The sequence below is a fragment of the Neobacillus terrae genome, assembly GCF_011393025.1.
GTDB classification, from domain to species: Bacteria; Bacillota; Bacilli; order Bacillales; family Cytobacillaceae; genus Neobacillus_A; species Neobacillus_A terrae.
Map to the genome: position 1 here is coordinate 28,023 of NZ_JAAOEO010000021.1, position 12,550 is coordinate 40,572.

Genomic DNA, 12,550 nt, shown 5'->3' on the forward strand with positions numbered 1-12,550 from the left:
AAAACATCCCCTGTTTTATCAGAGGACGTTTTTTTCTTAATATATTAACTAATCATCAATCTATCTTAATTCGCAACAATGTTAACGAGTTTACCCGGAACAGTAATAACTTTGCGAATGGTCTTGCCTTCAAGCTGTTCTTTTACTCTTTCATCTTCCATTGCAGTTTTTTCAAGAGCTTCTTTATCTGCATCAGCAGGCACCATTACTTTGGCTTTAACCTTTCCATTTACCTGAAGGACGATCTCAATTTCTTTATCAATTAATTTTGCCTCATCAAAAGCAGGCCATGCTTCGTAGGTAATAGTTCCGGAATGGCCAAGTTTTTCCCATAGTTCTTCAGCCACGTGCGGGCACAGCGGTGATAGCATTTTTACGAAGCCTTCCATGTATTCCTTTGGAATGGTTGTTGCTTTATATGCTTCATTAATGAATACCATCATTTGTGAGATAGCAGTATTAAAACGAAGTCCTTCATAATCCTCAGTCACTTTTTTGACCGTCTGATGGTAAACCTTCTCCAGATTTGAAGATTTTTCGTTTTGGTGAATCTTAGGATTCAATTCACCATTTTCTTCCATAAATAAGCGCCATACCCGGTCAAGGAATCTGCGTGACCCGTCCAGACCATTCGTAGACCATGCAATCGATGCCTCAAGAGGTCCCATAAACATTTCGTATAAGCGAAGTGTATCAGCTCCATGGCTTTCAACAATATCATCAGGATTTACTACATTCCCCTTTGATTTACTCATTTTCTCGTTATTTTCCCCAAGAATCATTCCCTGATTGAAAAGCTTTTGGAAAGGCTCTTTGGTAGAGACAACACCAATATCATAAAGGAATTTGTGCCAGAATCGTGCATAAAGAAGATGCAATACTGCATGCTCAGCGCCGCCGATATAAACATCTACAGGAAGCCATTTCTTTAATTTTTCCGGATCAGCTAAGACCTCATCATTGTGAGGATCAACATATCTTAAATAATACCAGCAGCTGCCGCCCCATTGTGGCATAGTATTGGTTTCACGGCGACCTTTTTTGCCAGTAACCGGATCAGTTACATTTACCCAATCTGCAATATTGGCCAATGGTGATTCACCAGTTCCTGAAGGGCGGATTTCCGTTGTTTTAGGAAGAAGAAGCGGCAATTCAGTCTCCGGAACAGCGGAAGAAGTACCATCCTCCCAATGAATAATTGGGATAGGCTCTCCCCAGTAGCGCTGACGGCTGAACAGCCAGTCACGAAGGCGGTAGGTAACTTTCTTTTTACCAATACCCCTTTCTTCCAGCCAGGAAATCATCTTTTTGATTCCCTCTTCTTTATTCGTTCCATTTAAGAACTGGGAGTTTATATGTTCGCCGTCTCCTGTATATGCTTCCTCTTCAATATTTCCTCCCGCTACTACTTCAACGATAGGCAAATCGAATTTTCTTGCAAATTCATAATCGCGTTCATCGTGGCCAGGTACCGCCATAATGGCACCCGTTCCATAGCTGACTAGAACATAATCAGCAATCCAGATAGGCATCTTTTCATCGTTTGCCGGATTAATTGCATAGGCGCCGGTAAACACCCCAGTCTTTTCTTTTGCAAGGTCAGTACGTTCTAAATCACTTTTCATTTTAACTTTTTGAAGATATTCATCCACTGCCTCACGCTGGGAGGAGGTTGTTATTTTATCCACTAAAGAATGCTCAGGAGCAAGGACCGCATATGTTGCACCAAAAAGTGTATCCGGTCTTGTTGTAAAAACAGTAAAGCTTTCATCGTGGCCATCTATAGCGAATGTTACTTCGGCACCCTCAGAACGGCCAATCCAGTTACGCTGCATATCCTTTAGGCTTTCAGGCCAATCCAGTTCATTTAAATCCTCAAGCAGACGGTCGGCATATTCTGTAATCCTTAAAACCCACTGCTTCATTGGCCTGCGTTCTACCGGGTGGCCCCCACGCTCACTCTTGCCATCTATGACTTCTTCATTTGCCAAAACTGTTCCAAGGGCCGGGCACCAGTTAACTGCCACTTCATCCACATACGCCAAACCTTTTTCATAAAGCTTTAGGAAAATCCATTGTGTCCACTTATAATACTCTGGGTCAGTTGTTGAGATTTCTCTATCCCAATCATATGAAAATCCTAGGGATTTAATCTGGCGGCGGAAAGTATCAATATTTTTCTTAGTAAATTCAGCCGGATCATTTCCTGTATCCAATGCATATTGTTCTGCAGGAAGTCCGAACGCATCCCATCCCATTGGATGAAGAACGTTATACCCCTGCATTCTTTTGAATCGGGAAAGAATATCAGTTGCAGTATAGCCTTCCGGATGTCCTACATGAAGCCCTGCTCCTGATGGATATGGAAACATATCCAAAGCGTAAAATTTTTCTTTTCCGCTATCTTCAGTAGTTTTGAAGATTTTATTTTGTTCCCAGTATTTTTGCCACTTTTTCTCGATTTTTTGATGCTGAAAATTCATTTCTGGTCCTCCTTATAATAAATACTGACGGGATGGAAGATCCTTTACCCTTTAATAAACTAAAGCAAAATAAAAAATCCCCTCATCCCAAACAGGGACGAGAGGATTATATCTTCCCGCGGTACCACCCACATTAGTGTTTAACACTCACTTCATTCATCCTTAACGCGGAAAACGGCAAATATTACTGATTAATTCATACTTGCAACTCATAGGCGAGTTCATGATGTTCCCGTCCGGCTTGCACCAACCGCCAGCTCTCTATTTCAGGATGAATCACTACTGCTCCTAATCACTGTTTATAAAATATTCATTTGTTATCTAGTGATATTTTATATAATTTCCCAGCCATATGCAAGTTTACTTAGAAAAACTTGCATTCGCCAAGCCCTTTTGGCGAATGGCCCTAGTTTTGCTTATCACGCTCAAAACGGCACATCCTCGAAAAAGCTATGCTTTTTCTTCGTGCGAGGCAAAGCTGACGTAGCTTTCCTTGTCCTGTGCCTTTCGCCTGACTAGGACTTCCTGTCCGTCGTGCGTTTAGAATTTATGGATATAAAGTCTGATTAGCTAAAAAAAGGGTCAGGAAGTCATTTTCACGCTGACTTTCTCAACTATTTTTAACTTCCTATCATACATTGCAGTAGTAATGATCGATACTAAGAACAGGATAATCATTGCTGAAAAAAGAACAGACATTCCAAAGTAATCAGCCAGCATACCTCCAGCCAGCGGCCCAATCATTCTGCCGCCTGTAGCGGTACTATTCACAATCCCCTGATAAAATCCCTCTCGTCCTTTAGGAGCAAGATCGTTTGCTACTGTAGGGACAGCCGGCCAAATAAACATTTCCCCTATGGTAAGTATTATCATTCCAGTCATAAAACCAGTAAAACCCTCTGATTTTGCAGCCACAAGGAAAGAAATGATAAAAATTACTATACCAATGATCATTTGCTTTTTCAGCGATTTCCCAAACTTTTTCAAGAACAAATTTAGTAATGGCTGACCAATTACAATTAAGGCACCATTAACAGTCCATAACAAACTATATTGTGTCAGGGATATATGAATTTTCTGGGTATACGATGCTATTGTCGTCTGCCATTGTACGTAAGCGACCCAGCATAGTAAATAACCAATACATAAAATAATCAAAGCATGCAGTTTTCTATGGTTTTTAACCAAACCGTTTTCATTAATGATAGATGTGTATTTTGCAGTATTCATCTCGATACCCCGATAGCCAAAGACAGCTATTAAAAGGAAGATAACATACATGAGTGTATTGGCTAAAAAGATGAGCTGAAAGGAATATTCTGCAACTATTCCTCCAAGTCCAGCTCCAACTGCTACTCCAAGATTTTGTGCTACATAAATTGCATTAAAGGCTTTTCGTCCGCCTTCCTTCCAGACAGACCCCGCCATAGCATACATTGAGGGGAAAACGATACCGGTTCCAAAGCCGACTATAGTTAATAAGACAATATATTCCGGCCATCCATGCCAGAATGTCAATCCCACAAGCGCAGCCAGAGTAATACCAATTCCAAGCAGGATGGATTTAAATCCTCCAATTTTATCAAAAAGATTTCCGCCATATAAATTACCAATTACACTTGCAGCCGAATTTAACATGAGAACCACTCCGGCCATCGATAAAGACTTTCCTAAATGGTCATGAATATAGATGGTGTTTAAAGGCCATAAAAAAGAAGAGCCAGTAACATTGACTGCCATCCCAATAATCAAGAGCCATAATGCACGCGGCATAAAAAAACTCCTTTACAAAATTATTAAAAGCACCTGTAAAAGATGCTGTTGTTTCCATGTCATATCTCAAAGGATTTAGCCGATAAGAAAGCAACTGAATTATAATTTCTTCTAAAAAGAATTAATTTGAGCAGATCCTTTTTAGAAGCGATATTTGAAAATATCAAAGGTAATTCTATTCTTTTTTGTAATTTCATGCAATCTTTTTTTCCACTTTCTGTACCGCTATATTTCTTCCAATTATCCCGTCTTTATTTGCAGAAAATTCCTAAACGAAAATCTATTTGAGGATAAATGACCCATTCCTAGTTTGCCTTGTGTTGATTGCCGATAAATCCTCGGTCCTCCATCAAAAGAATGTCCACGAGAGAGAATTTCGATAACCAAAAAAAGGAGCTCGAAACGAGTCTCCTTTTAGTGAGTTTCTATTTGCTCCTATCACATCATCAAGAAGATTGGTCTTGTTCCTGATGAAATTTGGATTTCACAGGCTGTCCACCTGTTTTTTCATACTTTTTCTTAGACTCTTTTACTGGGTCATAATCTTTTCCCAATTCGATATCTTGATTATTAATTCCGTTCCTTGTTTTTTGTTCAGGGTTATTTCGTTTAGAGCGCTTTTTCAAACTGTTTTCCCCCTAACATTAATGCAGTATCATATTATTTTGTACCTGCTGAAGCTGAAGTCTCATCCTGTGCAGCTGGTCCCGCTGCTGTGCATTAGCACTGTGGGCAAGGTCGCACAATTCGTTATATCTCTCTTCAAGCTGCTGCAGGGCATCTGTATAGCCAACGTTATTGTATTGTTCCTGCAGGCTGCTCTCCCTGTACTGATCCTGGGCATATCGAATAGCATCCTCACATTTTTGCAAGAAATCTTCCATTGATTGTCGGGTTGCCATCTTAAATCCCCTTTCATTGCAGGTATTCTAACTGCTGCTATTTGAAGCAAACTGCTTCATTTCTTATTTTGTTTAAAATTTGTTTTTCCTATCACGATAGAAGGCTGATAATTACTGGGAGAAATAAGGCGGTTTATGGAAGGGAAAGAATTACAATTGGCTATGAGTTCTACTTCGTGATAAAATTCTTCTTATGTTATTAGCTTCTTGATGCTACGAAACCATAACAAACATTTTTAACTATATAAAAAGGAGGAATCTGAATGCTTCAGACTAACCCTTTTCCATATGCAGCTGATGATAAAAGATATCACACATGGAATTACCATCTGCGCAATCAATTTGGCCATAAGGTATTTAAAGTAGCCCTTGATGGCGGGTTTGACTGTCCTAATCGTGACGGCACCGTTGCCCACGGTGGATGTACTTTTTGCAGTGCAGCAGGTTCAGGGGATTATGCAGGTAACCGAGCAGACGAATTGGAAAAGCAATTCCGTGAAATCAAAGAAAAGATGCATACAAAATGGAAAGACGGTAAATATATGGCCTATTTTCAGGCCTTCACAAATACACATGCTCCGGTAGAGGTACTTCGTGAAAAGTATGAAACGGTACTTAGACAGGAAGACGTTGTTGGATTATCCATAGCAACACGTCCCGATTGTCTGCCGGATGATGTGGTTGAGTATCTTGCGGAGCTTAACAAAAGAACTTATTTATGGGTCGAGCTAGGTCTTCAGACAGTGCACGAAAGAACGGCACTACTGATTAACAGAGCCCATGATTTTCAATGTTATGTAGAGGGTGTAGAAAAACTTCGCAAACATGGCATCCGTGTTTGCTCTCACATTATCAATGGACTTCCCTTAGAATCCAACGAAATGATGATGGAAACAGCCAGGGAAGTGGCAAAGCTAGATGTTCAAGGAATAAAAATTCACCTTCTGCATTTGCTAAAAGGAACACCAATGGTAAAGCAATACGAAAAAGGGATGCTTGAGTTCCTTTCATTTGATAACTATGTCAGCCTTGTCTGCGATCAGCTTGAAATACTGCCTCCAGAAATGATTGTACACAGAATTACAGGCGATGGCCCAATTGATTTAATGGTAGGACCAATGTGGAGTGTCAATAAGTGGGAAGTCCTTAATGCCATAGATGCTGAAATGAAGCGCCGTGACAGCTGGCAGGGGAAATTTTATAAAGCTGAGGGAGTAAAATAAACCATGAAGCTTGATGGGATATTACCCTTTGCAAGAATATTGATGTCAAAGGCACTTACTGACGGCGATATCGCTATAGACGCCACACTTGGCAACGGTCATGATAGTGTTTATATGGCAAAACTTGTAGGACAGGCTGGAATAGTATATGGCTTTGATATTCAAGAAGCTGCTATTCTCTCCAGCCAATCAAGGTTAAAGGAAAACAATCTTCTTGATAGGGTAGTTCTTTTTAAAAAGGGACATGAACATATAAGTGAGTTGGTACCCCCAGTTCACCATGGTAAAATAAAAGCTTCCATTTTTAATCTCGGCTATTTGCCTGGAGGCAATAAATCGGTTGTGACAAAACCAGATACAACAATCTCAGCAATCCGTCAGCTGTTGGAGATTATGGCACCTGAAGGAATTATTATACTTGTTGTTTACCACGGACACCCTGAAGGGGCTGTTGAGCGGGATGAACTGCTGCATTACCTTGAGGGTCTTGAACAGGCATCCGCTCATGTACTGAAATACCAGTTTATCAATCAGGCGAACAATCCGCCGTTTATTGTAGCAGTAGAAAAAAGGGCCTGATCCAATCGATCGGGCCCTTTTCCTATTATTTAAAGATAATCCGGGTAAGCCCAGCAGGCACCCATTTTTGTAAAGATCGGTAAGCAAGACCATTTATGTAAAAAAAATAACTTGCCCCTCCCCCTGCCTTTATTATTTCTCTTGCTATTGATCTGACATTTTTTTGTTTTCTTACCTTTTCATCCGACAGGTAAACCCCCAGCAGCCCCCTGTTTATGAGCTTATGGAAGTTCTTATGAGGAAGCTTTTCTGTATAGCGGTCAGCTTCGCTCACAAAATGCTTAAGCCGCTGAAAAAGCTGTTTTTGGTTGTCGTAATAAAAACAAAAATTGAGGTCTCCGCCAATACGGTCCTCTTCCTGATCAATAAAATAATCAAGAAGAATGTGGAGGCCCTGGATATAAGGAAAATAGCCCTTACGGATATTATCCGCATCTTCTTTACTAAAATCCTCACGCATCGCGTAAGAAATTAGACAAAAAATACCGAGCGTTGACCCGGAACAAGCTGAAAATTCATACCATTCCATTTCAGGGAGGTTTATTTTAAATTGGTTAAACCAATTAACCAGCCGTGGAACCCGTTCTTCTTTGATAACATGCTTATTGATCTGCAGATCGCAGTAATAGTCACACAGTTCAATAAGGTAATCTTTTATTAAGTCATAATGTGGGAGCTCTCTTATAACAGAACGGCAGGTTTCAGATAACTCAGCCAAATAGTTTCCGTCGTTCTGGTCTTCCCGATAACGGTAATAATTTTGAAATTCACATTCTGGCTTTAAGGCATCCCTCATGGATTCATGTAAGCAGGCAAAATCCACTGGATCAAGAGAAGTACTCCTGTCACAAAGATTGTCCAGATAATCACTAATCGTCTGGTAAGCAACAATAAATTTGATGGCTTTTTTATAATCTTCATTAGCCATTAAAGCCAAAATCGACCCGCCCTCACAATGGAACGTTTTTGTTTCTATACTTGCAATGGCTTGTTTTCGCAATTCCGGGTTTGGAATCTGGTCCGCCCTGCTTTTCCAGTATCCAAGCTCCTGATGTGCTGCCGGCAGAATTTTACGGTACACCCTTGACATTAAGCTAATAGGCTTCATAAAAAAGACAATCTCCTTACTAAGAAAAGCGCAAGCGCCAATCTTTGGCGCTGCAGCTAGACAATTATTTTAAATTGACAGTGGATAAACTTAGGGGAATTCTTTATTCAAGAATATACCCTATTGCCTTTAGCTGACTTTTAACAAAATCATTGGCATATTCAAATACTTCCTCACGCTCAGGTTCGTTAAAAATCTCATGATAGCATTTGGGCCATTCCTTGAAACGTTTCTCCGAGAGCTGAACCCGGTTAAACCAGTCTTTCACATTATCTTTTTTAACGATTTTATCATCCCCGCCCTGCATAAGGAGCATAGGTACATCCTGCGTTTTTTCAATGCTTACAAAAGCTTCCTTCATAGCAGCCGAAAGTTCCCTGTACCACCTTACCGACACTTTGGTTACATACAAAGTATCGTTAACATCCGCTTCCCGAACATCCATGTTTCTTGTTGCCATGTCGACTGTCAGTCCGGAACTAAGCCTTAAATTTGGCAGGGCAGCATTTAACCCTAAAGATAATGCCTTAAGGAGTTTTGAAGGTTCATTAACCAGACCAAGACACGGGGAGGAAAGAATCACCCCTGCAAGGTTCAGCCGTTCCTCCTGAAGAAGGCGAATGGTAATCAGGCCACCCATACTGTGACCCAGCAAAAAAACAGGAAGATTATATTGGTAAGCTGCCTGAACCCAATCTTTTACTTCAATGATATATTCATCAAAGGAATCAATATGGCCCCGGCGTGCTCTGGTTGTCATCCCCTGGCCAGGAAGGTCTCCCATTACGACATGAAAGCCTGAGAGGCGCCACTTTTCGATCAGCCAGCCATATCTGCGATGATGCTCCATTGCTCCATGCACCATGACAATGACAGCTTTTGCTTCTCCTTCAGCTTCCCATTTCCACATGTTTTTTCACTCCTAAAGATATTTATTCGATCAGGGTGATTCCCCTGTTAAAAGTCTTGTTCCAACGATAACTGTACTATACCATACTCCGCACAAAGTTCCGTGCCAAAAGCTTTTCGTCTGCAAGTTATTCCGATAAAATTTAATTATATAAATGAAAAGGAGAATGCTCAAATGATATATCCCTACAAAGATAAGCATCCGCAAATATCTGATTCTGCATTTGTTGCTGATTATGCCACAATAACAGGAGATGTCGTCATAGGCGATGAATCAAGTGTCTGGTTTAATACCGTTATACGGGGAGATGTTGCTCCTACAAAAATAGGCAAGAGAGTAAGCATCCAGGATAATTCAGTTCTTCATCAAAGCCCAAATAACCCTTTAGTTATCGAAGATGAAGTTACAATCGGGCACCAGGTGATCCTTCATAGCTGCATTATTAGAAAAAAAGCCCTTATCGGGATGGGTTCCATTGTTCTGGATCAGGCTGAAATCGGCGAAGGAGCTTTTATTGGGGCTGGGAGCCTTGTCCCTCAAGGAAAAAAAATCCCCCCTAACACACTTGCGTTTGGAAGGCCGGCTAAAGTAATCCGGGAACTAAATGAAGAAGATATAAAAGATATGGAACGAATCGTAAGAGAATACGCCGAAAAAGGTGCTTTTTATAAATCTCTAAAATAAATAAACCCTCTTAATACTTAGTATGAACGATTAAAGCTTAATACACTCCATTATCTGCCGATATAAATATCAAAGGGAAAGAATTAGGTGATTGATATGGATGTGTTATATTTTATTGCTGCTTTTATAGTTCTGCTATTGGTTATTAAGATGAAAAGAAAAGCAGGTGTTTTTCTAAAAGCCGCATTATTATTCTTATTTCTTATTCTGGGTCTTGCGTCATCCTTTATTTGGGATAACTTCCAGCCAGCCCATGCAGCAAAGGCTATGAACACGATTAAAAGTATTTTTAATCAGCAAGCAGATAAAAACCAAAAACTTTTTCAGAATAACATGGGCATACCGATCATCAAGATAAAGGAAAAAGTTATCCTTAATGCACCCTTTATTTCACAATTGCCTGAACTGCCCCGCGGGTGCGAGGTGACAAGCCTGGCTATGATGCTAAACGATGCGGGAGTAAAAGTATCCAAACTCACTCTTGCTAAAGAAATTCAGAAGGATTCAACACCCTATAGCATCTCCTCCGGAAAAGTTTTTTTTGGAAACCCTAATGTCGGATTTGTTGGAAATATGTTTGATTTAAGAAAACCTGGTCTCGGTGTATATCACAAGCCGATAAGCCAGCTGGCAGAAAAATATCTACCCGGCAGAGTAGATGATTTATCAGGAGCAGATTTTGACGAATTAAAAATTCACCTGTCTGATAATCGCCCTGTTTGGGTAATAGTAAATACTTCTTATCAGAAACTTAATGAAAGCCTGTTTCAAACATGGAGTACCCCTTCTCGCCCTGTAAAAATAACATATAAAGAGCATTCAGTTCTTTTAACTGGGTACGACCGTGAATACGTTTATTTTAATGACCCACTTACAGGTGTGAAAAATAAAAAAGCACCCATTGCGGATTTCGAAGAATCCTGGGTGCAAATGGGGAGGCAGGCTATTACCTACCTTCCCAACTAATAAATATTAATGCTGAAAAGATTTTTCAGCTGAGAAATCATTTTCAAAAGAATAGACCTTTTCTACATAAACCTGATGCCAAACCATGAACATGAGTACTGTCCAGATTTTACGGCTGTTATCAGCTTTACCCTGGCAATGGTCTTCCAACAGTCTTAAGACATAAGCTTTGTTGAACAAATGATCCGTGTTGCTTTCGCGGATTATTTTTTTTGCCCATTCGTTCATTTCATTTTTCAGCCAGTGGCGGATTGGAACAGGAAAACCGAGCTTTTTACGGCTAAGCACGTGGTCAGGAACAATTCCTTCCGCTGCTTTACGCAGCACATACTTTGTAGTGCCATTTGCCGTTTTAAGGCTGGTTGGAATTTTGGAGGCTGTTTCAAAAACGGCCTTATCCAGGAATGGAACACGAAGCTCAAGTGAATGAGCCATAGTCATTTTATCAGCCTTTAAAAGGATATCCCCGCGCATCCATGTATGGATATCAATATACTGCATCCGGTCAACCGGATCATATCCACGGCTTTCCTGATATAGTGGTTTGGTGATATCTGTATAATCAAGACCACTGCGATAAACACTCAATAACTCTTGTTTTTCTTCTTCTGTAAACATTTTAGCGTTTCCGATATATCTTTCCTCCATCGGAGTTACGCCGCGTTCAATAAAGCTTTTGCCTTTTGTGCCTTCAGGCATCATTCGGGCAATTCCTTTTAGAAGGCTTTTTCCAACACGTGGAATTTTATTAAATACCTCAAGAGATTGCGGTTCATGGTAGATATTATAGCCGCCAAACAGCTCATCTGCGCCCTCACCAGACAATACAACCGTAACATGTTTGCGAGCTTCACGCGCAACAAAATAAAGTGGCACACATGCAGGGTCTGCAAGAGGATCGTCCATATGCCAGATAATTTTTGGAATTTCATTCATATATTCCTGCGGAGTAATAATATAACTGATGTTTTCAACACCAAGTTTATCCGCTGTTTCTTTCGCTACATCAATTTCACTGAAACCATTGTGTTCAAAACCAACGGAGAAGGTTTTGATAGATGGATGGAATTCTTTAGCGATGGAAGCAATAATAGATGAGTCAATTCCTCCGGAAAGGAATGAACCAACTGGAACATCGCTTCGCATATGCATTTTTACCGAATCGAATAAAACATCTTTGATTTCTTTAATAAAATCAGGCTCTGATTTTTGCACAGGGCTAAAATGAGCTTTCCAATAGCGTTTGATGTCCATTGGCGAGCCAATTTTTTTAGTAAAATAATGCCCCGGCTCCAATTTATGAATACCTGCAGACATTGTTTCAGGCTCAGGTACAAATTGATACGTTAAGTAATGCTGAAGAGAGTCATAATTCAAAACATCGTTTTCAAGTGCAAGCAAAATGCTCTTTTTCTCTGATGCGAAAAATGAGCGTTCGCCATCTTCAAAGTAAAAGAATGGTTTGATTCCAAACGGATCTCTTGCGCCATATAAGCTTTGCTCTTGTTTGTCCCAAATGACAAACGAGAACATCCCGCGGAGTTTTTCAACCGCTTTTTCCTTCAAATGGCTGTACAGGGCAATAATAACTTCTGTATCAGAATTTGTGGCAAAGGTTAGTCCTTCCTTGAGAAGTTCTTCACGAAGTTCTACATAGTTGTAAACCTCGCCATTAAAAATAATCCAATAGCGTTCGTTTTCATATGTTAGCGGCTGATGTCCGCTTTCGATGTCGATAATACTTAAACGCCTAAAGCCGAACTGGATATGTTCATCATAGTAAAATCCATCATCATCCGGTCCCCGGTGCGTAATTATATCATTCATATTTTTAAATTGCTGTTTCTGTTCGTCACGATAAACTTGGGCTTTGTCGTGTACACAACCAATGAAGCCACACATTATGTACGTCACCTACTCCA

General features: G+C 40.3%; 11 protein-coding genes and 1 other annotated feature. Of the genes, 4 read left to right on the forward strand and 7 right to left on the reverse strand.

The window, feature by feature from the left end; genetic code table 11:
• Window positions 1–65: 65 nt before the first annotated feature.
• The 4 genes from leuS to G8761_RS21375 all read right to left on the reverse strand — a co-directional run bounded on the left by leuS (window position 66) and on the right by G8761_RS21375 (window position 5,158).
• Complete coding sequence (gene leuS / locus G8761_RS21360) at window positions 66–2,483, reverse strand: leucine--tRNA ligase (protein WP_166029998.1); 2,418 nt, start codon at window positions 2,481–2,483, stop codon at window positions 66–68.
• Between the two features lie 90 nt (window positions 2,484–2,573).
• Window positions 2,574–2,788 (reverse strand) — a binding site (T-box leader).
• A 277-nt stretch (window positions 2,789–3,065) separates the two neighbouring features.
• A complete protein-coding gene (locus tag G8761_RS21365; protein WP_166029999.1) occupies window positions 3,066–4,256 on the reverse strand; it encodes an MDR family MFS transporter in 1,191 nt (396 codons plus the stop codon).
• Between the two features lie 446 nt (window positions 4,257–4,702).
• Window positions 4,703–4,882 carry a glycogen biosynthesis protein GlgD gene (locus tag G8761_RS21370; protein WP_166030000.1) on the reverse strand — a complete coding sequence of 60 codons (180 nt, stop codon included), beginning with the start codon at window positions 4,880–4,882 and terminating at the stop codon, window positions 4,703–4,705.
• Between the two features lie 18 nt (window positions 4,883–4,900).
• Entirely contained in the window at window positions 4,901–5,158 is a 258-nt protein-coding gene (locus tag G8761_RS21375) for a YtzC family protein (RefSeq protein WP_166030001.1), read from the reverse strand.
• Window positions 5,159–5,421: 263 nt separating this feature from the next.
• Between G8761_RS21375 and mnmL the strand changes: the two genes are divergently transcribed.
• Both mnmL and mnmM read left to right on the forward strand, forming a co-directional pair.
• Complete coding sequence (gene mnmL / locus G8761_RS21380) at window positions 5,422–6,381, forward strand: tRNA modification radical SAM protein MnmL/YtqA (protein WP_166030002.1); 960 nt, start codon at window positions 5,422–5,424, stop codon at window positions 6,379–6,381.
• 3 nt (window positions 6,382–6,384) lie between these two features.
• Window positions 6,385–6,960: a tRNA 5-(aminomethyl)-2-thiouridylate-methyltransferase MnmM gene (gene mnmM / locus G8761_RS21385; protein WP_166030003.1), complete on the forward strand. Its 576-nt coding sequence runs from the start codon at window positions 6,385–6,387 to the stop codon at window positions 6,958–6,960.
• Window positions 6,961–6,985: 25 nt separating this feature from the next.
• Here mnmM and G8761_RS21390 read toward each other — a convergent pair whose 3' ends face one another.
• Window positions 6,986–8,068 (reverse strand): tetraprenyl-beta-curcumene synthase family protein, encoded by a 1,083-nt coding sequence (locus tag G8761_RS21390; protein ID WP_166030004.1) that lies wholly within the window; start codon window positions 8,066–8,068, stop codon window positions 6,986–6,988.
• Between the two features lie 103 nt (window positions 8,069–8,171).
• The gene (locus G8761_RS21395) at window positions 8,172–8,978 is read right to left on the reverse strand and encodes an alpha/beta hydrolase (protein WP_166030005.1); all 807 of its coding nucleotides are present in this window, start codon (window positions 8,976–8,978) and stop codon (window positions 8,172–8,174) included.
• Window positions 8,979–9,152: 174 nt separating this feature from the next.
• On the opposite strand from G8761_RS21395, the gene G8761_RS21400 reads away from it, so the two are divergent.
• Both G8761_RS21400 and G8761_RS21405 read left to right on the forward strand, forming a co-directional pair.
• A complete protein-coding gene (locus tag G8761_RS21400; protein WP_166030006.1) occupies window positions 9,153–9,662 on the forward strand; it encodes a gamma carbonic anhydrase in 510 nt (169 codons plus the stop codon).
• A gap of 96 nt (window positions 9,663–9,758) precedes the next feature.
• Window positions 9,759–10,628 carry a C39 family peptidase gene (locus tag G8761_RS21405; protein ID WP_207789301.1) on the forward strand — a complete coding sequence of 290 codons (870 nt, stop codon included), beginning with the start codon at window positions 9,759–9,761 and terminating at the stop codon, window positions 10,626–10,628.
• A gap of 6 nt (window positions 10,629–10,634) precedes the next feature.
• On the opposite strand, the gene asnB is transcribed toward G8761_RS21405, so the two are convergent.
• Window positions 10,635–12,530 carry an asparagine synthase (glutamine-hydrolyzing) gene (gene asnB / locus G8761_RS21410; protein ID WP_166030007.1) on the reverse strand — a complete coding sequence of 632 codons (1,896 nt, stop codon included), beginning with the start codon at window positions 12,528–12,530 and terminating at the stop codon, window positions 10,635–10,637.
• Window positions 12,531–12,550: the final 20 nt, after the last annotated feature.